Annotated in this window: 21 protein-coding genes; 10 read left to right on the plus strand and 11 right to left on the minus strand. The window is 56.8% G+C overall.

Going from position 1 to position 21,187, the window contains the following annotated elements:
- Nucleotides 1-4: 4 nt before the first annotated feature.
- From rsmB to def, 3 genes are all read right to left on the minus strand, one after another.
- On the minus strand, nt 5-1,312 hold the full coding sequence (gene rsmB, locus PLU01S_RS00605; RefSeq protein ID WP_074820959.1) for a 16S rRNA (cytosine(967)-C(5))-methyltransferase RsmB: 1,308 nt from the start codon (nt 1,310-1,312) through the stop codon (nt 5-7).
- Entirely contained in the window at nt 1,309-2,253 is a 945-nt protein-coding gene (gene fmt, locus PLU01S_RS00610; protein ID WP_074820963.1) for a methionyl-tRNA formyltransferase, read from the minus strand. Before fmt ends, rsmB begins: the two co-directional genes overlap by 4 nt.
- Before the next feature lie 123 nt (nt 2,254-2,376).
- Entirely contained in the window at nt 2,377-2,889 is a 513-nt protein-coding gene (gene def, locus PLU01S_RS00615; RefSeq protein ID WP_010796360.1) for a peptide deformylase, read from the minus strand.
- A 143-nt stretch (nt 2,890-3,032) separates the two neighbouring features.
- Here def and PLU01S_RS00620 point away from each other — a divergent pair, with 143 nt between their 5' ends.
- Genes PLU01S_RS00620 through tsaC form a run of 3 tightly spaced genes read left to right on the plus strand, consistent with a single transcriptional unit; the run spans nt 3,033 to nt 5,834 of the window.
- Nucleotides 3,033-4,058, plus strand: coding sequence for a LysM peptidoglycan-binding domain-containing protein (locus PLU01S_RS00620; RefSeq protein WP_010796361.1), 1,026 nt, complete (start codon nt 3,033-3,035; stop codon nt 4,056-4,058).
- A gap of 54 nt (nt 4,059-4,112) precedes the next feature.
- Nucleotides 4,113-5,228, plus strand: coding sequence for a DNA-processing protein DprA (dprA, locus tag PLU01S_RS00625; protein ID WP_010796362.1), 1,116 nt, complete (start codon nt 4,113-4,115; stop codon nt 5,226-5,228).
- 51 nt (nt 5,229-5,279) lie between these two features.
- Nucleotides 5,280-5,834, plus strand: coding sequence for an L-threonylcarbamoyladenylate synthase type 1 TsaC (tsaC, locus tag PLU01S_RS00630; RefSeq protein ID WP_010796363.1), 555 nt, complete (start codon nt 5,280-5,282; stop codon nt 5,832-5,834).
- A gap of 29 nt (nt 5,835-5,863) precedes the next feature.
- Here tsaC and PLU01S_RS00635 read toward each other — a convergent pair whose 3' ends face one another.
- The 3 genes from PLU01S_RS00635 to PLU01S_RS00645 form a co-directional block, all read right to left on the minus strand.
- Nucleotides 5,864-7,528, minus strand: coding sequence for an ATP-binding protein (locus PLU01S_RS00635; protein WP_074820966.1), 1,665 nt, complete (start codon nt 7,526-7,528; stop codon nt 5,864-5,866).
- A complete protein-coding gene (locus PLU01S_RS00640) occupies nt 7,465-9,513 on the minus strand; it encodes a PAS domain S-box protein (protein ID WP_074820969.1) in 2,049 nt (682 codons plus the stop codon). The genes PLU01S_RS00635 and PLU01S_RS00640 overlap by 64 nt, the downstream gene beginning before the upstream one ends.
- 70 nt (nt 9,514-9,583) lie before the next feature.
- Nucleotides 9,584-10,570: an NADPH:quinone reductase gene (locus PLU01S_RS00645; protein ID WP_010796365.1), complete on the minus strand. Its 987-nt coding sequence runs from the start codon at nt 10,568-10,570 to the stop codon at nt 9,584-9,586.
- A 132-nt stretch (nt 10,571-10,702) separates the two neighbouring features.
- Between PLU01S_RS00645 and hemF the strand changes: the two genes are divergently transcribed.
- On the plus strand, nt 10,703-11,617 hold the full coding sequence (gene hemF, locus PLU01S_RS00650) for an oxygen-dependent coproporphyrinogen oxidase (RefSeq protein WP_112297975.1): 915 nt from the start codon (nt 10,703-10,705) through the stop codon (nt 11,615-11,617).
- A 35-nt stretch (nt 11,618-11,652) separates the two neighbouring features.
- The gene (gene aroE / locus PLU01S_RS00655) at nt 11,653-12,477 is read left to right on the plus strand and encodes a shikimate dehydrogenase (RefSeq protein ID WP_074820972.1); all 825 of its coding nucleotides are present in this window, start codon (nt 11,653-11,655) and stop codon (nt 12,475-12,477) included.
- 353 nt (nt 12,478-12,830) lie between these two features.
- Here aroE and PLU01S_RS00660 read toward each other — a convergent pair whose 3' ends face one another.
- On the minus strand, nt 12,831-13,256 hold the full coding sequence (locus tag PLU01S_RS00660) for an OsmC family protein (RefSeq protein WP_074820979.1): 426 nt from the start codon (nt 13,254-13,256) through the stop codon (nt 12,831-12,833).
- Nucleotides 13,257-13,451: 195 nt separating this feature from the next.
- Here PLU01S_RS00660 and PLU01S_RS00665 point away from each other — a divergent pair, with 195 nt between their 5' ends.
- From PLU01S_RS00665 to PLU01S_RS00675, 3 genes are all read left to right on the plus strand, one after another.
- Nucleotides 13,452-14,432, plus strand: a complete 981-nt coding sequence (locus PLU01S_RS00665; RefSeq protein ID WP_074820981.1) for an aldo/keto reductase — start codon at nt 13,452-13,454, stop codon at nt 14,430-14,432.
- 160 nt (nt 14,433-14,592) lie between these two features.
- Complete coding sequence (locus PLU01S_RS00670; protein WP_074820984.1) at nt 14,593-15,027, plus strand: winged helix-turn-helix transcriptional regulator; 435 nt, start codon at nt 14,593-14,595, stop codon at nt 15,025-15,027.
- On the plus strand, nt 15,024-16,022 hold the full coding sequence (locus PLU01S_RS00675) for an LLM class flavin-dependent oxidoreductase (protein ID WP_074820986.1): 999 nt from the start codon (nt 15,024-15,026) through the stop codon (nt 16,020-16,022). The genes PLU01S_RS00670 and PLU01S_RS00675 overlap by 4 nt, the downstream gene beginning before the upstream one ends.
- 115 nt (nt 16,023-16,137) lie before the next feature.
- Here PLU01S_RS00675 and rfbD read toward each other — a convergent pair whose 3' ends face one another.
- From rfbD to PLU01S_RS00690, 3 genes are all read right to left on the minus strand, one after another.
- On the minus strand, nt 16,138-17,016 hold the full coding sequence (rfbD, locus tag PLU01S_RS00680; RefSeq protein WP_074820989.1) for a dTDP-4-dehydrorhamnose reductase: 879 nt from the start codon (nt 17,014-17,016) through the stop codon (nt 16,138-16,140).
- A 495-nt stretch (nt 17,017-17,511) separates the two neighbouring features.
- Nucleotides 17,512-18,156 (minus strand): 3-oxoacid CoA-transferase subunit B, encoded by a 645-nt coding sequence (locus tag PLU01S_RS00685; protein WP_074820992.1) that lies wholly within the window; start codon nt 18,154-18,156, stop codon nt 17,512-17,514.
- On the minus strand, nt 18,153-18,827 hold the full coding sequence (locus PLU01S_RS00690; protein WP_074820994.1) for a 3-oxoacid CoA-transferase subunit A: 675 nt from the start codon (nt 18,825-18,827) through the stop codon (nt 18,153-18,155). Before PLU01S_RS00690 ends, PLU01S_RS00685 begins: the two co-directional genes overlap by 4 nt.
- Nucleotides 18,828-19,344: 517 nt before the next feature.
- Between PLU01S_RS00690 and PLU01S_RS00695 the strand changes: the two genes are divergently transcribed.
- Nucleotides 19,345-19,638: a hypothetical protein gene (locus tag PLU01S_RS00695; RefSeq protein ID WP_010796375.1), complete on the plus strand. Its 294-nt coding sequence runs from the start codon at nt 19,345-19,347 to the stop codon at nt 19,636-19,638.
- A gap of 51 nt (nt 19,639-19,689) precedes the next feature.
- Here the strand turns inward: PLU01S_RS00695 and PLU01S_RS00700 are convergent, their stop codons facing one another.
- A complete protein-coding gene (locus PLU01S_RS00700) occupies nt 19,690-19,989 on the minus strand; it encodes a hypothetical protein (protein WP_010796376.1) in 300 nt (99 codons plus the stop codon).
- Between the two features lie 664 nt (nt 19,990-20,653).
- Here PLU01S_RS00700 and PLU01S_RS00705 point away from each other — a divergent pair.
- Nucleotides 20,654-21,175 (plus strand): hypothetical protein, encoded by a 522-nt coding sequence (locus PLU01S_RS00705; RefSeq protein WP_010796377.1) that lies wholly within the window; start codon nt 20,654-20,656, stop codon nt 21,173-21,175.
- Nucleotides 21,176-21,187: the final 12 nt, after the last annotated feature.

Consider the following 21,187-nt stretch of genomic DNA (forward strand, 5'->3'; position numbering starts at 1 on the left):
CCTCTTATTTGGCGATCTTGATCAGCTTGGCGTAGTAGAACCCGTCGTGGCCATTTTCCTGAGGAAGTAGCTGCCGCCCGTGGGGCTGTTTGATTCCCCAGGGGGCTGGAATATCCAGCTCTCGAGCACCCGATGTTCGGGCTAGAAACGCGCTGATGTTGTCGGTATTTTCGACCGGCATTACCGAGCACGTGGCGTACAGCAGAATGCCTCCCACCTCCAGCGTAGGCCAGAGTGCATCCAGGAGTTCGGCCTGCAGTTGGGCCAGGGCTGGGATGTCTTCGGGCTTGCGGGTGAGCTTGATGTCGGGATGACGACGGATAACTCCGGTGGCTGAACAGGGTGCATCCAACAGGATGCGCTGGAACGGTTTGCCGTCCCACCAGCTGTCCACCGCACGGCCATCGGCAGCGATCAGGTTGGCAGAGAGATTGAGGCGGCTAAGGTTTTCACGCACACGCACTAGGCGCGACGCTTCTGCGTCGATCGCTACAACCTCAGCCAGCCGCTCTTCTCGCTCAAGGATATGGCACGTCTTGCCGCCCGGTGCACAGCAGGCATCCAGGACACGTTGACCCGGGGCCAGCTCCAGCAGCAGGGCTGACAGCTGCGCAGCTTCATCCTGAACGCTGACGCGTCCCTCGGCAAAGCCCGGCAGGGTTTTAACGTCCTGAGCGACCACCAGGCGAATACCGTCCTCGCTGTAGGCGCAGGCTTCGGCCTCGATACCTGCGGCGACCAGTTCAGCCAGGTAGGCATCGCGCGTTCCCAGGCGATGGTTTACCCGCAGCATAAGCGGCGGATGCAAGTTGTTGGCGTGGCAGATCGCTTCCCACTGCTCCGGCCAGCGGGCCTTGAGTTCTTTCTGTAGCCAGCGCGGATGCGACAGCCGGGCCGCCGGGTCACGCTCAAGACCTGCCAGCAGCTCTTCGCCTTCGCGCTGGGCACGGCGCAGCACTGCATTGAGCAGGCTTTTTGCCCAAGGCTTTTTAAGCTTGTCCGCGCAGCCTACTGTTTCACCTAAAGCTGCATGGGCAGGCACGCGGGTGTAAAAAAGCTGATACAGACCAACCAGCAGCAGCGCTTCCACGTCGCGATCAGCTGCCTTGAACGGTTTTTGTAACAGCTTCTCGGCTAGCAGAGCCAACCGGGGTTGCCAGCGAGCGGTGCCAAAAGCCAGCTCCTGCACCAGCGCCCGATCTCGTGGATCAACCTTGTCCTGTTGGGCTGGCAGGCTGCTACCCAGCGAGGCGCGGCCTGCCAGTACGGCAGCCAGTGCCCGAGCCGCAGCAAGACGGGGATTAAGACTCATAAGCCAAGTACCTGACCTGCGGCAAAGCGCTCACGGCGGGCATTGAACAAGTCAGCAAACGCGAGCGGTTTACCGCCAGGAAACTGTATACGCGTTAGCAGCAACGCGCCTTCACCACAGGCAACCCTTAAGCCTTCACGGCTGGCCTCCAGAATCGCACCTGGCTGTCCGTTACCGTCTACTACTGTTGCTGCGTAGATTTTCACGCCCTCTCCCGCCAAGGTGCTGTGGCACAACGGCCATGGATTGAAGGCACGAATCAGCCGTTCCAGATCGACAGCAGGACGACTCCAGTCCAGCTTGGCTTCTTCCTTATTAAGCTTATGAGCATAGGTTGCCAAGGCATCATCTTGCAGCTTGTCTGGCAACGTACCGGCTGCCAGCGCAGGAATGGCTTCGACAACCGCTTCTGCGCCGAGTAAGGCGAGGCGATCATGTAAGCTGCCACCAGTGTCCTCGGCGGTAATCGGTGTGCTTACCTTGCTCAGCATGGGACCGGTATCCAGGCCCGCTTCCATCCGCATGACCGTGACGCCCGTTTCGGCATCGCCCGCTTCGATGGCACGTTGAATTGGCGCAGCCCCTCGCCAGCGAGGCAACAGCGAGGCATGGCTGTTAATGCAGCCCAGGCGCGGAATATCCAGGACAGCTTGAGGCAGAATCAACCCATAGGCTACGACGATCAGCAGATCAGGCTTAAGGGCTGCAAGCTCTGCCTGTGCATCAGCGTTGCGTAGCGTCTGAGGTTGATACACCGGAATATTGTGAGATTCCGCCAGCTGCTTGACGGGACTCATCGCCAGTTTCTGCCCTCGTCCGGCCGGACGGTCAGGTTGTGTATACACAGCGGCTATCGAGTAGCCTACCCTTAGCAAGGCATGCAGATGGCGGGCGGCAAATTCTGGTGTACCAGCAAAGACAATACGCAACGGTTGAGTCATGGGGCTCTCATGGATCAGTACAAGGCAGCAACTGCTCGCTACTATAAAAACGAGTCTTGCATAGGATAGAGGTCTTGGCACCAGAATGAAAAAGGCCTGCTGCTGCAGGCCTTTTCAGCGCAATCAGGCGTTCTGCTGGATACGGTGCTGCTTTTCCAGCTTTTTCTTGATGCGGTCACGCTTGAGCGAGGACAGATAGTCTACAAACAGCTTACCGTTGAGGTGGTCGACCTCATGCTGGATGCACACAGCCAGCAGACCTTCACAGATCATCTCGAACGGCTCGCCGTTACGATCAAGGGCATTCACCTTAACGCGCTCGGGCCGCTCTACTTTCTCGTAGAAGCCCGGCACGGACAGGCAGCCTTCCTGGTACTCGCCCAGATCCTGGGTCAGGGGTTCCAGTTTGGGGTTGATGAACACGAGCGGCTGACTCTTGTCTTCACTGATATCGATGACGATCAGCTGCTTGTGAACATTGACTTGAGTGGCGGCCAATCCTATGCCAGGTGCTTCGTACATGGTTTCGAACATGTCATCGATCACCTGACGAAGGGCATCGTCCACCTCCGCAACCGGCTTGGCGATAGTACGCAAGCGGGGATCAGGGAATTCTAGGATATTTAAAAGGGCCATGATGTGTGTGAAGCACGTGTGGAATAAATTCGAAAGGCACTGCTAAGATGCAGCAGCGTTGATTTAACAGCCCCGCCAGGGAGTGATTGGGGCATTCCCTCAGGGTTTTTTTGCATATTGCACATAGTAAAGGGATTCACCGGATGAGGAAATCGTTGTTCGCCCTGTTGCTGGTGGCGGCTAGCAGTTGGGTGCAGGCCGACGTACAGCTGCGCCAAGGGCATCCAGACAGTTACACGGTGGTGCGCGGCGATACCCTTTGGGATATTTCCGGCAAGTTTTTGAGCAAGCCCTGGCAGTGGCCAGAAATATGGCATGCCAACCCACAGGTCGAAAACCCGCATTTGATCTATCCCGGCGATAGACTGAGTCTTGTCTACGTGGACGGGCAGCCTCGGCTGATGCTCAACCGTGGCGAGTCCCGCGGCACGATCAAACTGTCGCCTACCATCCGGTCGACACCGATTGCCGAAGCGATACCGACGATTCCGCTGGAGGCCATCAACAGCTTCCTGCTGTCGAACCGTGTGATCGATGATGCCAATCAATTCAGGAACGCCCCCTATATCGTGGCCGGCAATGCCGAGCGTGTTGTCAGTGGCGCCGGTGATCGAGTCTACGCACGTGGCCACTTCACCGAGGACCAGCCTGCCTACAGTATTTATCGGCAGGGAAAAGCGTATAAAGATCCCCAGACTGAAGAATTTCTGGGCATCAACGCCGATTATATCGGTAGCGGCGACAAGGTGACCTCTGAAGGCGACATGACCACGCTGGTGCTCAGCCGCTCCAATGAAGAGGTTCGCCTGGGCGATCGCCTGTTCCCCACCGAGCAGCGTGTCGTCAACTCGACCTTTATGCCCAGTGCACCCGACAGGGACATTAACGGAATCATTCTTGATGTTCCGCGTGGTGTTACCCAGATCGGCCAGTTCGATGTGGTCATCATCAACAAGGGTATGCGTGACGGGCTGGTCGAAGGCAACGTACTGGCTGTCTACAAGACCGGCGAAACCGTACGCGACCGGGTAACGGGTGATAACGTCAAGGTGCCCGACGAGCGCTCTGGTCTACTGATGATCTTTCGCACCTATGACAAGCTCAGCTATGGCCTGGTCCTGAATGCGACTCGTCAGCTCTCGGTTCTGGACAAGGTCCGTAATCCCTAAATAGTCACACTGGCGCAGCCTTTCAAGGGGTGCGCCACGATCAAGGATGATCGTATGTCGTTTTCTTCCCCGGCGGAGCTTGAAGCCCGCCTGCGTCTGCATAACCTCCCTGAAATTGGTCCGCGCCGCTTTCACCATCTGATTCATGCCTTTGGCAGTGCTTCGGCAGCGCTCAGTGCGCCGGCTTCCGCCTGGCAGGCATTGGGTATTCCGGGCGTCTGCGCAGACGCCCGCCGTACCGCTGAAACCCGTGAACGTGCAGCCCATGCTCTCGCCTGGCTGGAAAGTGAACATCACCACTTGGTGTGTTGGGATGATCCTCGCTATTCCGCATTACTGGCCGAAACCAAGGGGGCGCCACCTCTGCTCTATGTAGCGGGAGCCGTGGAACTGCTGGAGCGGCCCCAGCTCGCCCTGGTCGGCAGCCGCCAGGCGAGTGCCTATGGGCTTGATAACGCTCGCCGGTTTTCCAAGAGCCTTGCGGCGGCAGGTTTCTGCGTAACCAGCGGCCTTGCGCTCGGCGTCGATGGTGCAGCTCACGAAGGTGCGCTGGAAGCCAGCGGTGCTACGATTGCCGTATTGGGCACAGGGCTTGAGCGACTCTATCCTCGTCGCCATATCAGCCTGGCTCGTCGTATCGTCGAGCACGGTGGCGCGCTGGTGTCAGAGTTACCCTTGGATGCAGCACCCAACGCCGCCAACTTTCCGCGGCGTAACCGTATCATCAGCGGGTTATCACTCGGTGTACTGGTGGTCGAGGCGAGTCCTTCGAGTGGCTCCCTGATCACAGCGCGGCTGGCAGCAGAGCAAGGACGCGAAGTGTTTGCCATTCCCGGCTCGATTCATCATCCAGGCGCACGTGGCTGCCATCAGCTGGTCCGTGAAGGGGCGCAACTGGTCGAGAGTATCGAACATATTCTGGAATCGCTCAGAGGCTGGCAGGCACCGTTTGGACAGTCGTCCCTGCCCTTGATGAATGAGCCCGAACCAGCAGATGTTCCACGTGAAACGCATCCTTTGCTGGACGTGCTGAGGGCTTCCCCCCAAAACAGCGAGACGCTTGCCCAGCTCAGCGGTTACGAGGTTTCTCATTTGCTGGCCGAGCTGACGGAGCTTGAGCTGGATGGCCGTGTGGCCCGTGAAAATGGACTTTGGGTCTATCGAGCGTGACGGGCCAGTCTCGGTTAAACTCGTGATCTTTTTATGGACAGGAGTGAACCGATGCTCAGCTGCTGGCGCGTTCAATATGCTGCTCACGTCATACGTCACGGCGGTGTAATCGCCTACCCGACCGAGGCAGTCTGGGGCCTGGGATGTGATCCCTGGGATGCGGCTGCGGTCTATCGGTTGCTGCGTATCAAGCAGCGCCCGCTGGAAAAGGGTTTGATTGTAGTGGCCGACAACATCAGGCAGTTCGATTTCCTGCTGCATGATCTGCCCAAGGAATGGAAGGACAAACTGTCGAGCACATGGCCGGGGCCCAATACCTGGCTGGTGCCGCACCAGAACCGCTTGCCGGGCTGGGTGACGGGTGTGCATCAAACGGTAGCGTTGCGTGTGACTGACCACCCTCTGGTGCGTGAACTGTGTGCCTTGAGCGGCCCGATCATTTCTACCTCCGCCAACCCGGCGGGACGTCCGGCCGCCCGTTCACGGCTTAAGGTTGAGCAGTATTTTTCCGGAGAGCTGGACGCCGTGCTGGGCGGTGCGCTGGGTGGTCGCAGAAGCCCCAGCGTTATCCGCGATCTGGAAACAGGTCAGGTCTTTCGTCCCTGATAGTAGAGCTGACCTCTATGGCTAAATAGTCAGCTCTGGGGTTCGTCAACAAGCATATGACGGACCCGGTTGGCCAGCTCATCGATCAGGAAAGGCTTGCCGATTATGTCGGTACCTTCGGTCAGACTACCCTTGGGCTGGACGGCTTCGCCCGCATAGCCGGTCATGAAGAGAATCTTCAATGTCGGACGTGACGCTCGTGCCCGCTCGGCCAGTTGCGTACCGCTCATGCCGGGTAGCCCTACATCGGTAATCAGTAGATCCACCGGCGCGTCGGATTCCAGAATAGCCAGGGCCTCATGTGCATGGTGAGTATCCTGGGCCGCGTACCCCAACTCATTGAGTACTTCGACCACGAGCAGGCGAACGGCCGAGTCATCACCCACGACCAGAATGGACTCGCCGTTTCCTGGCGCTACGACTGCTTCGACTTCCTCTTGATCCAGAGACTCGGCTTGAAGTGCACGGGGGAAATACAGGGTGATCGTTGTGCCTTGTCCTACTTCGCTTTGCAAGGTGACATGGCCGCCGGACTGTTTGACGAAACCATAGATCATCGACAGACCCAGGCCTGTGCCCTGCCCGATGGGCTTGGTAGTAAAGAACGGGTCGAAGGCCTTGGCTACGACCTCCGGACTCATGCCGGTCCCGCTGTCCCGTACCGTTAGCGTGACGTAGTGACCTGGATTCAGATCTTCCAGCGGATGGGTTGCCTCATTGAAAAAATGACCTGTCTTGAGTACCAGGGTACCCCCGTCAGGCATTGCGTCGCGCGCGTTGATGACCAGGTTCAACAGGGCGTTTTCCAGCTGGTTGGTATCCGATAGGGCATGCCAGAGATGGGGATGCAGTTGGGTGATGATTTCGATGTGCTCGCCGAGGGTTCGCCGGACCAGATCTTCCAGCGAAGTGACGAGGGCATTCAGATCGATGGGTTGAGGATCGAGTGTCTGGCGACGAGCAAAGGCCAGCAGGCGCTGCGTCAATGTGGCAGCACGATGAGCCGAGACACTGGCGGCCTCCATGTAGCGCTCCAGCCCTTGAAGCTGCTGGCTGCCAATTCGGCGCTTCATGATTTCAAGCGAACCAATGATGCCAGTCAGCAGGTTATTAAAGTCATGGGCAATACCGCCGGTGAGTTGCCCGACCGCTTCCATCTTCTGCGACTGGCGTAGGGCTTCCTCGGTCTGCTTGAGCATGACCGCCGCCTCCACTTCAGCCGTGACATCCCGCGCAAAGACATAAACCTGGCCATCCTTGTCGGCCGTGGCCTTCCAATCGATCCAATGCCATTCGCCTGAGCGGGCTCGGTAGCGGCTGCGAAGGCCATTGATCGTCTCGCCGATCGGGAGCTGTCGAAAATACTGTGTAGGCGATGGATCGTCGGGATACTCGAGACGGGAAGGCTCAAATGCCAGCAGCTCCGATTGGGACCAGCTCAGCTGGCGCGTCCAGGCCGGGTTCAGGCTTTGCCAGCGCTCACGCGCGAACACACCCAAGAGATCGTCAGACAGTGCCCAGGTGCGGTCGCGTTCGGCGGTTCGTTCGGCAACCCGTTGCTCCAGGGTTTCGTTCAGCTGGCGCAAACGCTGCTCGACCTGGCGAATCTCGGTGATGTCGGTGTGTACGCCTACCCATTCGACAATGACGCCCTCTTCGATGACCGGGATTGCCGGACCGAAAAGATCCGCCACTTGCCGTTCTGGCAACGCACGCGCTGTTCGTCGTGAAAGGTCTTGCGTCCACGTAGAGCAGCACGCCACCGCTTAAGCGAGCGAGGCGCATCTTCGGGATGCAGCGCGCGGGTCCAGCCCGTGCCCTGATATTCCTCATACGTCTGGCCCGTCAGAGCACTCCAGGCTGGCTGTTCTCCAATCATGCGGCCCTTGGCGTTGTTGGTCCACAGCACCCCCTGAACCGCATCGACCGCGGCGCGGAACCGCTGGTTAGACAGGTGCAGCGACGCTTCGGCCTGCTTGCGTTGGGTAATGTCCACAACCACGGCACTGACATACTGGGGCATGCCCTCTGCGTCGTGGGCCAGCGAGACGTGCAAGCTGGTCCAGACATGGGAGCCATCCGGCCGCATATAGCGCTTGTCGACTAGATAGGACTCCCCCGTCTTGAACATCTGCTGGGTCAGCACCTTGCTGGTCTGGCGATCTGACGGATGCGTCAGTGCATCGACATTACTGCCGATCAACTCTTCTTCGGAGCGCCCGAGAATCTCGCAGTAGCGTGCATTGACGAGCACGATCGTGCCGTTGAGGTCCGTCTGGCAGATACCGACCGCAGCCTGGTTGATCAACGTGAACAGGCGGTTGGTACGGTCCTGCAGGGTGGCTTCGGCCTGAAGCCGATCTTCGATATCGATGGAAACAGTCACCGAGGCGATGACCTCGCCTTCGGAATTACGCACGGGCGCGCTGGAAACTTCAAATGTGCGAACGGTCCCGTCCGCGCGCCGATAGATCATGGGCTCCGGTGGTATGGGATTTCCAGAGGAAAGCGCTCGTACCGTCGGGTAGTCCTCAATGGCATAGGGTCGGCCATCAGAATGAACCGCTCCCAGATGCTTGTAGCGATGCAGACTCTCCCCGCCCGGTGTAATGCCAAGTTGGTTCTGAATCTGTTTGTTCAGCATCAATGAGCGCCCGGTGCCCGCTTCGGAGATGGAAATACCCAGAGGGGCCTGCTCCAGGACGCTGGTCAGCAAGCCACTTTCGAGTTGTAGCCGGGCTTGGCTTTGGTGAAGTTGATCCTGTGCCCTGGCCTTTTCGATGGCGACCGACGCGAACTGCGCCAACTGCACCACAATGGCTTCGTCCGCCTCATCGAACTCACCCGTGAACTTATCCGAAAGCTGGATCAGACCCAGATTGGTGCCCTGATGGCTGATCAACGGGACCGCCAGCCAACCGCGCATGGGTGGATGTTCATTGACATAGGTGCCAAAGTTCTTCCAGCGCGTATGCGCTTCCAACTCGGCCTGGGTCATGCGCACGGGCTGATTGGTCTCGCAGACCATGGCATAGATGCCACCGCCGCTGGGCAGGGCGTCGAGATGGCGCCACTTCGCGTATTTCTCGGAAAGCGACACGCTGGTGATGGATTGGCTCCAGTCTTTACCCTGGGTCATGCTGACTACGGATTGATGAGCCCCTACGATCAGGCGGGCCTGCTCGGTAATGGCGTCCACGGTGGTTTTCATATCGGGCGCCGAGGTAATCGCCCGCGTTGCTTCGGCCAATGCCTTGAGCTGGGTCACGCGGCGGCTGAGCGTGTCAGTCAGATGATCGCGGTCGCGCTCGGTATGCAGGGATTGGGTTCGATCCCGCAGGGTCAGCAGAAAGCCGAGATGAAGGTCGTCTTTCATGAGCGGTACGGTTCGCGCACTTCCCCAGAACTGCGTGCCGTCGCGGCGTACATACCAGCGCTGGCTGTTCACATGACCTTTCGCTCGGGCCGTTTGCCGTTCCTGATGAAGAATGGGACCGATGAGGTCTTCGGCGTTGAGCAGGAACTCGATGGTCTTCCCGACCACCTCGGCCTCGCTCCAGCCGAACAGCGTCTGGGCACCGGCATTCCAGCTGGTCAGTCGCCCGTCCAGGTCCGTGGTAATGATGGCGTAATCCGTAGCGCTGTCGAGGATCGCAGCGAGGAGGGCTTGATGAGGCATACGATCGACACAGGCTCCAAATCAGCGGTACTACGGAGGAGGCAAGCCAGGCTTGCCTCCTTTCCTGCAATTATGACCGTTCCAGGATCAGAACGGTTGACCCCGTTGTTTCGCGGCCTGCCAGGGCACGTTGCGCCTGGGCGGCTTCGGATAACGGGTAGCGTTGGTTGATCTCGATCTTGAGCGTACCGTTGGCGACCAGGCCGAAGAGTTCGTCTGCCATGGATTGCAGCCGCTCTGGCGTATCGGCATAGCCTGCCAGGGACGGACGTGTGACAAACAGCGAGCCTTTCTGGTTCAAGATCGCCAGGTTGACCCCTGTCACAGCGCCAGACGAATTTCCAAAACTGACCATCAGGCCACGCGGTGAGATGCAATCCAGCGACGCCTCCCAGGTATCCTTGCCGACACTGTCATAAACGACCGGACACTTCCTGCCATTGGTCAGCTCAAGGACTCGCTTGGCGATATCCTCTTCCTTGTAATTGATTGTCTCCCAGGCGCCCAGGCGACGGGCATGTTCGGCCTTGGCCGCAGAGCCCACGGTGCCGATCACGCGCACACCCAGCGATTTTGCCCACTGACAGGCCAGGGAGCCGACGCCGCCCGCAGCGGCATGAAACAGGATGGTTTCGCCCGCTTCGACACGATAGGTCTGGCGCAGCAGGTACTGGACGGTCAGCCCCTTGAGCATGACCGCTGCCGCTTGCTCAAAGCTGACGCTTGCTGGCAGGTGAACCAGATTACGCTCCGGCAGGGTGTGGACCTCGGCATAGGCGCCCAGCGGGCCGGTGGCATAGGCAACCCGATCTCCAACCTTGAACCGCGTTACGCCACTGCCGATGGCCTCGACAATCCCGGCACCTTCACTGCCCAGCCCGGATGGCAAAGTACCAAGGGGATACAGGCCGCCCCGGTAGTAGGTATCGATAAAGTTGAGTCCAATGGCCTCATTGCGGACACGTACCTCGTTCGGCCCTGGCTCGGCAGGTGTGAAATCGACATATTCGAGCACTTCCGGGCCGCCGGTGCGGCTGAACTGGATACGTTTTGCCATGGGGATTTCCTTGTAAGAATAGTGGCTGAACCTTAATCCAATCCCTTGCAGAGGCCTGCGTCAACCGGCAAAGCACCCTCCGGTGGTATGATTCAGGACTTTCTTTACCCTGCCCTACTCCAGGTGATGACCGTGAAAGACCGAATCGAAGCCGTAAAGGCATACCTGCTCGATCTACAGGATCGCATCTGCCAGTCCTTGGAAGCGGAGGATGGTCATGCCCGGTTCATGGAGGAGGCCTGGACACGTCCTACCGGCGGCGGTGGTCGTACGCGTGTGATTGGTGAAGGTGCCGTCATCGAAAAAGGCGGTGTGAACTTCTCTCATGTCCACGGCGACAGCATGCCGCCTTCGGCCAGCGCCCATCGTCCTGAGCTGGCAGGTCGCAGTTTCGAGGCCATGGGCGTCTCGCTGGTGATCCACCCTGAAAACCCGAATGTACCCACCTCCCACGCCAATGTGCGTTTTTTCATCGCTGAAAAAGACGGTGAAGAACCGGTCTGGTGGTTTGGTGGCGGTCTGGATCTGACGCCTTATTATGGTAACGAGGAAGACTGTATCCACTGGCACCGGGTGGCACGTGATGCCTGTGCGCCATTCGGTGAAGACGTCTACCCGCGTTACAAAGCCTGGTGTGATCGTTACTTCCAGATCAAGCATCGCAACGAGCCGCGTGGAATCGGTGGCCTGTTCTTCGATGATCTGAACGAGTGGGACTTCGAGACCAGCTTTGCCTTTCTGCGGGCTATTGGCGATGCCTACCTGAACGCCTACCTGCCGATTGTACAGCGTCGTCGGAACGAGCCTTTTACCGAAGCACAGCGCGAGTTCCAGGCCTATCGCCGCGGCCGCTACGTAGAGTTCAACCTGGTCTATGACCGTGGCACCCTGTTCGGTCTGCAATCGGGCGGCCGTACCGAGTCGATCCTGATGTCCCTGCCACCCATCGTGCGTTGGGGATATGACTGGAAGCCGGCGCCCGGTAGCGAAGAGGCTCGTTTGACCGAGTACTTCCTGACCGACCGTGACTGGTTGGCTGATACCTGATACCGACCCATTGATCTTTGCTTCAAGGACATCTCATGGACCGTTATGCCGTCATTGGCAACCCTGTCGCCCATAGCAAGTCGCCTGCCATTCATAGCCGCTTTGCCGAGCAGACAGGACAGGCCATGCGCTACGACACCTGGCTTGCGCCGCTTGGCGAGTTCGAGCGCAGCGCGCGTGAGTTTTTTGCCAATGCGGCAGGCGCTAATGTGACGGTCCCGTTCAAAGAGGATGCCTTTCGATTTGCCGATGAGCTGACCGAGCGTGCCCGACGTGCCGGTGCGGTCAATACGCTAAAGAAGCGGGAAGACGGGACCTTTCTGGGCGACAACACTGACGGTGCCGGACTGGTTCGTGATCTGACGGTCAATGCAGGCCTGTCCCTGACTGGCAAGCGTATCCTCATCCTGGGCGCTGGTGGCGCCGTACGTGGCGTGTTGGAGCCCATTCTGGCGGAGCGGCCTGCGGCCCTGGTCATTGCTAATCGGACCGAGAGCAAGGCCATACAACTGGCGCGTGAATTTGCAGCGCTGGGAATGATCGAGGCGGCAGCGTTCAGCCTTGAGGCGGAGCCATTCGACCTGATCATCAATGGTACTGCTGCCAGCCTCTCCGGCGATGTTCCCCCTATCACCCCTACCTTGGTCCGCGCTGGGGTAACCGTTACTTACGACATGATGTACAGCAAGGAGCCAACGCCCTTCTGTTGTTGGTCAACCACACACGGCGCAGTACAAGCCCTAGATGGTCTGGGTATGCTGGTTGAGCAGGCTGCCGAAGCATTTTACCTTTGGCGCGGCATACGGCCGGAGAGCGACCCGGTATTGCATGAGTTTAGACAGCAGCTGGCGGCGTCCTGATTGGACTATTGAGTCCTCTGAATACCACGCTATTGAAAAGCTTGCTATTGGCGCTTGTGGATAAGTAATGCCTGTACAAAACGGTCTGGATGTTATCCAATGCTGAAAATGATTATTGCGGCAGGCTTGATATGACTGACAGCGTTATAGCTTGAAAACAAAAAAAGCGGCATATTGAGGAGAAGTAGCGATGTGGTTGGCCGTGGCGCATGTGGATAAGACTTAACACCTGTGCATGGTTGAAAAGATACTCACAGGCTTCAGGGTGTCTTCACCTGCGCTTGAAGACTCACGCTGAATGGTATTGGCGGTAACCAGTGCCCAGCAAACGCAGCCAGGCACTGAGTTGGATATCAGTTCAGCAAGGTGGCATCCAGGCTGATCTTGGCATTTAGTACCTTGGAGACCGGGCAGCCTTCCTTCGCCTTGTTGGCGATGGCCTGGAACTGGTCATTGTCGATACCTGGAATCTTGGCCGACATGGTCAGATCGATCGTTGTGATTTCGAAGCCTTCGCCTACTTTGTCGAGCGTAACCACTGCCTTGGTTTCGATACGCTCGGCTGTGTAATTCTCCATCCCCAGCATCATGGAAAAGGCCATGGAGAAGCAGCCCGCATGCGCCGCGCCAATCAACTCTTCGGGGTTGGTGCCTGGCTGGTCTTCGAAGCGAGTGTTGAAACCGTAGGGATTTTCCTTCAGCGCGCCGCTGGCTGTGGAAATCGTACCTTTACCGTCCTTTAAACCACCTTGCCATACAGCAGATGCTGTCTTTTTCATGGTTCCTCTCCTGTGGATGATTCGAGTTATATGTGAAATCGGATGCTGGGCAAAGTTCGTTGCGGGTGCGGCGAAACGTAAGGCGTACAGGGGGTGTTCATCAGGGTAAGGTAAAAAGGCCGGAGCAAATGGCCAGGGTTGTGGTCAGCCTATGACCTGCCCTTTCTCCGGTCTGATTCATTTCAAGGAGTCGTCATGGACTATAAGAACCTCGGGTCTACGGGCCTGAAAATCTCCCCGCTGTGCCTGGGCTGCATGACCTACGGCGTGCCTGAACGTGGTAATCATCCATGGACGATGGGCGAAGAAGAGAGTCGCCCGCTACTCAAGAAAGCCCTCGACATGGGCATTAACTTCTTTGATACCGCCAACGCCTATTCCGATGGTACCAGTGAGGAAATCGTCGGTCGGGCGCTGAAGGATTTTGCCCAGCGTGACGAGATTGTGCTGGCCACCAAGGTCTATTTTCCGATGCGCAACAAGCCCAACGTGGGCGGCCTGTCACGTAAGGCGATCTTTGCCAGTATCGATGCCAGCCTCAAGCGCTTGGGCACTGACTACGTGGACCTGTACCAGATTCACCGCTGGGATTATGAAACGCCTATCGAAGAAACCATGGAAGCGCTGCACGATGTGGTGAAGGCGGGTAAGGCGCTGCATATCGGTGCGTCCAGCATGTACGCCTGGCAATTCGCCAAAGCTCTGCATGTGGCGGATCGAAATGGTTGGACCCGTTTCGTCACCATGCAGAATTATGTGAACCTGCTGTATCGCGAAGAAGAGCGCGAAATGCTGCCGCTCTGCCGTGACGAAGGCATAGGGGTCATTCCCTGGAGCCCCATGGCACGTGGAAGGCTGACCCGAGATTGGGATACCAGCAGCGCACGCGTTGAGAGTGACGAGTTTGGCAAGAGCCTGTATGCCAATACGGCCGATGCCGACCGCCGTGTGGTTGAGCGTGTGGCCGAGATTGCCAACGAGCGTGGCGTACCGCGTGCACAGGTGGCGCTGGCCTGGGTTGTGCAAAAAACTGGCATCAGTGCACCCATCATTGGTGCGTCCAAACCGCAGCACCTCGAAGACGCTGTGGCCGCCCTCTCGCTCAACCTGACCACCGAAGAGATCGCCCGCCTTGAGGAACCTTACGTCCCTCATGGTGTGGTCGGTTTTGCCTGATCATGGTCTTTCCGGTACGACACCTGTCGTACCGGACCTACCGCGCCATTACCTCACCCTATCGGTTTCATAGTCACTAAAAAGAGCCAGGTTACTTTTAATAACTGCCTTAAAGGCGTAAAGTGAGTTTCTTGATGTAATCACGCTCAGCGAGGTTGCCATGGACGATTTTAACAAGTCCGCTACCGGGCGCCGCCGACTGAAAAACCACGACTGCCCTATCCGTGATGTGCTGGACCGTGTAGGCGATGCCTGGTCGGTACTGGCTGTTTTCAAGCTGGACAGCGGACCACTGCGTTTCAATGAACTCAAGCGTCAGATCGATGGCATTTCCCAACGAATGCTGACCGTCACGTTGCGCAACCTGGAGCGCGATGGATTGATTACCCGAACGGTCATTCCCTCAACGCCGCCCCAGGTGGAATACGCCCTGACCGGGATCGGGCAAAGCCTGGTCATTCCCATCCGAGCCTTGGCCGATTGGGCCGCTCAATCGCAGCCGATCATTCAGCAGGCGCGCGATACCTACGATCTGGCCGTGCGGCAGCGGCAAATTGAAGAGCCTGCCGCGGCTAACGAGGAGACTTCTACATGACTCAACTCAAAGACACTGCCATTTCCGTTCTGGACCTGGCGCCGGTAAGGGACGATGGCAACGCGGCCCAGGCTCTGCACAACTCACTCGACCTTGCTCGCCATGCGGAGCGGCTGGGCTATAACCGATTCTGGGTCGCTGAGCATCACAACATGGACGGCATCGCCAGCTCAGCTACGGCCGTTCTGCTCGGATACCTGGCGGGTGGTACATCCACGATCCGCATCGGCTCCGGTGGCATCATGCTGCCCAACCACGCCCCTCTTGTTGTGGCCGAGCAGTTCGGCACGCTGGATGCTCTGTATCCGGGCCGTATCGATCTGGGGCTTGGCCGTGCGCCCGGGTCCGATCAGATGACCGCCCATGCACTGCGCCGTGATCGTTTGGGAAGCGCCGATGACTTCCCTTCCGACGTAGAGGAGCTGCAGTACTTCCTGGGTCCACGACAGGAAGAACAGCGGGTAATTGCCGTGCCGGGTGTCGATAGCAACATACCGATCTGGCTGTTGGGGTCGAGCCTGTTCAGTGCTCAGCTGGCGGCTGCCAAAGGTTTGCCGTATGCCTTTGCATCCCATTTTGCGCCACGCTATATGCATGAAGCGATTCGTCTGTACCGTGAAAACTTCCGCCCTTCCGAGGTGCTGGACAAGCCCTATGTCATGCTGGGTGTTCCGCTGGTTGCAGCAGACAGCGACGAGGAAGCCAATTACCTGGCAAGCACGGTTTATCAGCGCGTCCTGGCATTAATGCGTGGCCAAAGCCTGGTGCTTCGCCCGCCGGTTCGAAACATGAGTCTTGAATGGTTGCCCCATGAAAAAGACGCTGTGCTGAACATGCTGGGCATGGCGATTATTGGTGGGCCGGACAAGGTACGCGAGCGGGTCGATTTGCTGCTTGAGAAGACCGACGCCGATGAATTGATTTTCACCTGCGATGTGTATGAACATGCTGATCGACTCAGGTCGTATCAGATTCTAGCCGAACTTAAAGGCTGATATAAAAAGGGCGCTACGGCGCCCTTTTTCATAACGTTAAATTAATAACGCTGATATCAGTGCATTCTAAAGAGATATCAATCAGCTATTAAATTAATATTAATTTATTGGCGGGCTATTTATCTGCAAAGTTCTGTTGCCAGAATTTTTCGAAGGCTTCTTTCCACTCGGGTAATTGCACACCCCAGTTGGTCTGAATACGTGAGCAATCCATTCGTGAATTAGCTGGGCGTTTTGCTGGAGTGGGATATTCACGCGTAGGAATAGGGTAAAGCTTGGCACGCAAACGGCCTTGCTCTTCAAGTTTCTGAGCAATCGTTTCGGTAAAGCCAAACCAGGATGTCTTGCCAGTCGAGGTAAGGTGGTAAATACCCCAGGGGCCTGGGTTCCCCATGGCAGTGCGACTCACGATGTGAGCAGTGGCTGACGCGATTGTATCGGACCATGTCGGTATGCCGATCTGATCATCTACAACGCGCAATTCGTCTTTTTCCTGCAGCAGGCGATGCATGGTACGAACAAAGTTGTGACCATCCTGGGAGTAAACCCAACTGGTTCGCAGGATCAGATACTGTCCGCCTACGGCCTGAACCGCCTGTTCGCCAGCCAGCTTGCTTTCGCCATACACGCTGGTGGGGTGGGTGGCATCCTCTTCACTGTAGGGCTCGTTCTTGTCACCATCAAACACATAGTCGGTCGAATAGTGGATGAACGGAATGGCCCGTGCCACGGCCTCCTCCGCCAGAATCCGCGGTGCCTCTGCGTTTACCTTGAAAGCCATCTCGGCGTCGGTCTCGGCCTTGTCCACAGCCGTATATGCAGCAGCATTGATAATCAGGTCTGGCTGCACACGTCGAACGGTTTCACGAATGGCCTCTTCATTTGCAAGATCCATGGCATCACGACCCAGAACAACAAGTTCATGATCGGTTTTAAGGCTTCTTTGCAGCGCTTGAGAGACCTGACCGCTTCGACCTGTAATTAAAATTTTCATATTTCTCCAGCCTGATCGAGCGGCATTAACCCAAAAGCAGTGAGCTAGTTGATTAAGAACCCGATAGTGGTTGGTTTAATAATGAGCGACTGATGCTCAATTATTGCCCAACAGTAAATCAATGTGATGGTCGCTATGTTGAACGCGTTTAAAAGTTAAGCAAACTTTAAATAAAGCGAAAAACACAGAGCACCGCAGTTTATAAAAAACCAGGGCGATAGTGTGCCTGCCTATACGGGCAAGGCCAGAGGCGGGGCGGAGCGCTATGGCGGCGTGGGCAGCCAGAAAAGGAGATTGGTCATAAAACGTGCCAATAACAGCGTGCTTAGTCGGCGAACACTAACACACCTTTGTGACGGTTTGTCAGCAAAGTTGTTTCAAGACAGACAAACCTTTACAGAGGCTGTTGAAAGGCTATGAAGTTGGCAGAAGAAGCGGGCCTAGTACCTTGAGGCTTGTGAGTTCCATGGCAAGGCCGCTCTTCTTTGATAAGGGTCAAACCGGCTTTTGTACCAGTGCAAGGCCAGTCATTTCCTGAAGACTTTCAAGTGTGAGGCCTTCGACAAGTTCGCTGGCATACACGCGGCCGTCAGCAATATCGAAAATAGCCAGATCGGTATACACACGAGATACGCAGCCTACGCCCGTCAGCGGGTAGGTACAGTGCTCGACCAGCTTGCTTTGCCCGGCTTTGGTCATGAGATCCATCATGACAAAGACCTGCTTGGCACCTATTGCAAGGTCCATAGCACCCCCTACGGCAGGAATCGCATCAGGCTCGCCGGTGTGCCAGTTGGCCAGATCGCCTGTGACGGATACCTGGAAAGCGCCGAGCACGCAGATATCCAAATGGCCGCCGCGCATCATTGCAAACGAATCCGCATGGTGAAAAAACGCACCGCCTGGCAGCAGGGTAACAGGCTGCTTGCCAGCGTTGATCAGATCAGAATCTTCCTTGCCCTCCTCTGGCGCCGGACCCATGCCCAGTATGCCGTTCTCGCTGTGCAGAAAAATTTCGCGGTCAGCCGGCAGGTGGTTGGCCACTAGCGTCGGCAGTCCAATCCCCAGATTGACGTAGGCCCCTTCCGGGATGTCCTGGGCGACTCGGGCAGCGATCTGGTTGCGGTTGAGTCTGTTCATTCCTGATCTCCTGAAACACGAACGACACGTTGCACAAAAATGCCTGGCGTAACGATGATTTCCGGATCGATCTCGCCCAGCTCCACAATTTCACGGGTTTGCACGATGGTAGTCTTTGCAGCCGTCGCCATGATGGGACCAAAATTGCGGGCAGCCTTGCGGTAGGTCAGGTTGCCCCAACGGTCGGCACGGTCCGCACGAATCAGGGCAAAGTCGGCATGAATGGGATATTGGATAACGTAGTGCTTGCCGTTGATTTCGCGTGTTTCCACGCCTTCGGCCAGAATCGTGCCGTAGCTGGTCGGCGTGAAAAAGGCGCCGATACCGGCACCCGCAGCGCGGATACGCTCGGCCAGATTGCCCTGCGGCACTAACTCCAGTTCAATTTTGCCGGCACGGTAAAGCTCGTCGAATACATAGGAGTCGGTCTGGCGTGGAAATGAACAGATGATTTTGCGAACCTGACCTGCCTTGAGCAGGGCTGCCAGGCCTACATCGCCATTGCCCGCATTGTTGTTGATGATGGTGAGATCTTTCGCACCGTGCGCTATCAACGCATCAATCAGCTCAGAAGGCTGTCCGGATGGGCCGAAGCCGCCAATCATCACGGTGGCACCATCGTGGATGTCTTCCACCGCCTGGCTCAGGCTCTCGACAATCTTGTTGATCATTGTATGTCCTCATTCAAGGGTCTCGCTGTTGCTCATGCACCAGCCGAGGAGGTAAGCCGTATGCACCGAGCATATGCGATTGCATCCCTTGAAAAAGGTAGTTGTGTCCGATAATCGGACACAAAACGCTTCATATGTGCGTTTATCGATCGGCACTAGTATCAGTACGTCGTTGTAAGGCAAGTAGACCATTTCGGCATTTCAATACGGTCTTTGGAGAATTAACCGGCACAGCGCTGGTCATTTTAATGACTTACACAAATGCGATGATGGCAAAAGGCTCTAGGTCAAGCATTGGCGATTAGGTTAATCAAATATTTGTGTGCACCAATTCACGGTATTGTAGGGGAATCTGAATCATTCCTGAACACGGGAGAATCGGTTAAGCAAAAAACATTGTGATCCTAAAGTTTCCTTTTACTGTGTCGACTTACTAAAGAGGCCACAGGAAATTCGGCTTTCGCGCTAACGCTATCAACACAAGGGATTTGAATGAATATTCTTCAGGAAACACTGAATGAGCTATCTTCACTCCGCGCCCAGTATTGGACGTTTTGTACCCAAAGAGCAGCATGTCTTTTGGGGTGAGCGAGTCAGCGAGCTGCTGCAGATCGTTGCGATCAGTCACGGCTTTGATTTGATGCGCCTTGGCGCAAGCGAGGCATACCGCCTCAAGGGCTTTCTGGATACGCTCGAACAGAATGACTATCCAGAACTGGCCGACTGGAATGACCGGGTTTTTGCCTGCACCCGTCTTACGTGCCGGGTCGAGCTTGAGAAGTACATGCTGGAAGGCATGCCCAAGTCCTGACGTACCCCCCTCTCCTTTCTGGGCTGCCCGCCTGATGTGGCAGCCGGACGCTCATGGTGAAACCGCCTCTTCTTCAGCCGATGCAGGTTTGGTCAGGCGCATTGAGGTCAGATATAGCGAAAATACCAGGACGAAGGCACCCAGAAGAAAGCCGACATAGGGAATTCTGAAGGCAATCAACAGGGCGGCGGCGGCACCGCTGGCTGCTGCTGGGATAGCTCTGAACACATCAAGCTTCAAGGTAAAGGGTTTGTGGCATTCGGGACATAATCGGCTTCCATCCGACTCAGGCGGACCGAAGACTGCAGCGTGGAAGGCGCTGATGCTTTGTTTGCAGTGGGGGCATTTCATGCTGAATTCCTTTTCAAGCAGTCAGGCAGGTTAACTGCATCCTGAAATCCTACGCGCGCTCCGAAGAAAATGGGGAGCTGCCGTGCAGAGCTGTGAGCAGGTTCATGTAAATAAGCATGGGTTTGTGCTAAAGCCACAGGCCGTTAGCTCAAGTGCCTGGACTGTCTTTTCGAACGGATAGGACCCTCCGGGCTGCCGATCGTTTCTGTTCTTATCACATCTTGTGGCCCTGGCTGGAGCAGCCCTGCGTCAGAATGTCAGTCACGGTATTGTTCGTCCCTGCCGTACGCCAGGATATGCTGGCATAGCCTTTCGTCTAAAAACATATAAGGTGACTCAACGCTTACGGGTGCGTTCCGAAACGAGCCTTCTTCTCCCTGCCCATCGAAGCGGTTTCGCTGGAATGGTTTCAGTAGAGGCACTCCAGCGCAGCGGCTTAAAGTGATCCCGTCAGAGAGGTCTTTCGGATCTGTCCAGTCCTAGTCGTATTGCTGCCCATCGGCATGTGCCGGGCGGACGAAATGCTCTCACCAACCCTTTTTACCTTGTTGCAGAATCCCTTGGCAGGCAGATGAGCCCTTTCCCTTCAGGTGGCGCTGTCTGCCTTTAGCGACAGGCCCGGCTAAGCGGGCTGTGAACACAATAACTAAAAAGGGTGGTAGCGATGGAGCACATTCTCAAAGCAGCCTTCGGCTGCCTAAGCGAAGCCGAGCATGTCCGACATGAGTTGATCGCAAAAGGTGTAGCCGGTCGGCATATCTCACTTTCAGCCTCTCGAAATGAGACGGCAGGTTCTTCCACAGGTTCGCTGGGTGAACGAATCAGCCATTTCTTCTGTTCGCTTTTCGACCTGGCCGATGATGAGCCCGCGCGCGAGGCCATTACCGAGCACTCGACTGTCCTGACGGTCACGCTTACCGAGTACCAGCAGCAGGCCGTAGTTGAGGCCGTGCTCGCGCAGAACGGTGCAATGAGTGCCCATGCCCTGACGGATGACTATGCCATCTCCAGTCACTATCCAAGTTCGGCCTGTATGCTCGGCATGGGTTCCTTCGCCTTGGCCGGTCAGGTGCCACAAGAGGCGACAGGAGGCCGGTTCGTGCCGACCCAGGCGGAAGAGGAGGCCTGGTTGACCAAGCCTCCGCTGGAGCTGCCCTCGCTGTCTCTCTCATTTGCCAAGCCCTGATCACAGAATCAG

The sequence above is a fragment of the Pseudomonas luteola NBRC 103146 genome (assembly GCF_002091675.1).
Taxonomy (GTDB): Bacteria; Pseudomonadota; Gammaproteobacteria; order Pseudomonadales; family Pseudomonadaceae; genus Chryseomonas; species Chryseomonas luteola.